General features: G+C 51.5%; 2 tRNA genes and 1 rRNA gene. All 3 read right to left on the bottom strand.

Annotated features, from left to right (window positions below):
• A tRNA-Ile gene (locus BFC17_RS10355) sits at positions 1-77 on the bottom strand.
• Positions 78-84: 7 nt separating this feature from the next.
• Positions 85-160: transfer RNA gene (locus tag BFC17_RS10350), tRNA-Ala, on the bottom strand.
• Positions 161-254: 94 nt separating this feature from the next.
• Positions 255-1787: ribosomal RNA gene (locus BFC17_RS10345) — 16S ribosomal RNA — on the bottom strand.
• Between the last annotated feature and the right edge of the window lie 104 nt (positions 1788-1891).

The raw sequence follows: 1891 nt of genomic DNA, 5'->3' as shown, positions 1-1891 counted from the left end.
TGGTAGGCTTGGGCAGACTTGAACTGCCGACCTCACCCTTATCAGGGGTGCGCTCTAACCAGCTGAGCTACAAGCCTATAAGGATGGTGGAGCTAAGCAGGATCGAACTGCTGACCTCCTGAATGCAAATCAGGCGCTCTCCCAGCTGAGCTATAGCCCCAGTGATTTCCCTTACGAGTAAATCTTGGTCGTTCTTCTTTCTATAACAAAACAATCTGTGTAGGCACTACATCAAGTCGTCCAACGACTTTACGTAAGGAGGTGATCCAACCCCAGGTTCCCCTAGGGTTACCTTGTTACGACTTCACCCCAGTCATGAAACACAAAGTGGTAATCGTCCTCCCGAAGGTTAGACTAACTACTTCTTTTGCATCCCACTCCCATGGTGTGACGGGCGGTGTGTACAAGGCCCGGGAACGTATTCACCGCAGTATGCTGACCTGCGATTACTAGCGATTCCGACTTCATGGAGTCGAGTTGCAGACTCCAATCCGGACTACGACAAGCTTTAAGGGGTCCGCTCCACATCACTGTCTCGCTTCCCTCTGTACTTGCCATTGTAGCACGTGTGTAGCCCTACACGTAAGGGCCATGATGACTTGACGTCGTCCCCACCTTCCTCCGGTTTGTCACCGGCAGTCTCCTTAGAGTGCCCAACTAAATGATGGCAACTAAGGACAAGGGTTGCGCTCGTTGCGGGACTTAACCCAACATCTCACGACACGAGCTGACGACAGCCATGCAGCACCTGTGTCAGAGTTCCCGAAGGCACCAATCCATCTCTGGAAAGTTCTCTGCATGTCAAGTGTAGGTAAGGTTCTTCGCGTTGCATCGAATTAAACCACATGCTCCACCGCTTGTGCGGGCCCCCGTCAATTCATTTGAGTTTTAACCTTGCGGCCGTACTCCCCAGGCGGTCTACTTAGCGCGTTAGCTTCGCTACGCACGAATTAAATTCACACACAGCTAGTAGACAGCGTTTACGGTGTGGACTACCAGGGTATCTAATCCTGTTCGCTACCCACACTTTCGCACATGAGCGTCAGTCTTTGGCCAGGGAGCCGCCTTCGCCACTGATGTTCCTCCAGATATCTACGCATTTCACCGCTACACCTGGAATTCCACTCCCCTCTCCAAGACTCTAGTCTGCCAGTTCTAAATGACCATCCCAGGTTGAGCCCGGGGCTTTCACATCTAGCTTAACAAACCGCCTGCGTGCGCTTTACGCCCAGTAATTCCGATTAACGCTCGCACCCTCCGTATTACCGCGGCTGCTGGCACGGAGTTAGCCGGTGCTTCTTCTGTTGTTAACGTCACAGCTGGCAGGTATTAACTACCAACCTTTCCTCACAACTGAAAGTGCTTTACAACCCGAAGGCCTTCTTCACACACGCGGCATGGCTGCATCAGGGTTTCCCCCATTGTGCAATATTCCCCACTGCTGCCTCCCGTAGGAGTCTGGGCCGTGTCTCAGTCCCAGTGTGGCTGATCTTCCTCTCAGAACAGCTAGAGATCGTCGCCTTGGTAAGCCTTTACCTTACCAACTAGCTAATCTCACTTGGGCCTCTCTTTGCGCGGGAGCCGAAGCCCCCTTTGGTCCGAAGACATCATGCGGTATTAGCAGTCGTTTCCAACTGTTATCCCCCTCGCAAAGGCAAGTTCCCAAGCATTACTCACCCGTCCGCCACTCGTCAGCGATGTGCAAGCACATCCTGCTACCGTTCGACTTGCATGTGTTAGGCCTGCCGCCAGCGTTCAATCTGAGCCATGATCAAACTCTTCAATTAAATATATCGAAATTTTGAATTGTCGTTGTTGACACTCTTAATGAGTGCCCACACAGATTGTCTTGTTATAAATTGTTAAAGAACAGTGCAAAGCGTTGATTTAA

This window comes from Marisediminitalea lipolytica (assembly GCF_001758465.1).
Taxonomy (GTDB): domain Bacteria; phylum Pseudomonadota; class Gammaproteobacteria; order Enterobacterales; family Alteromonadaceae; genus Alteromonas; species Alteromonas lipolytica.
This window is presented reverse-complemented; position numbering and strand designations above follow the sequence as displayed.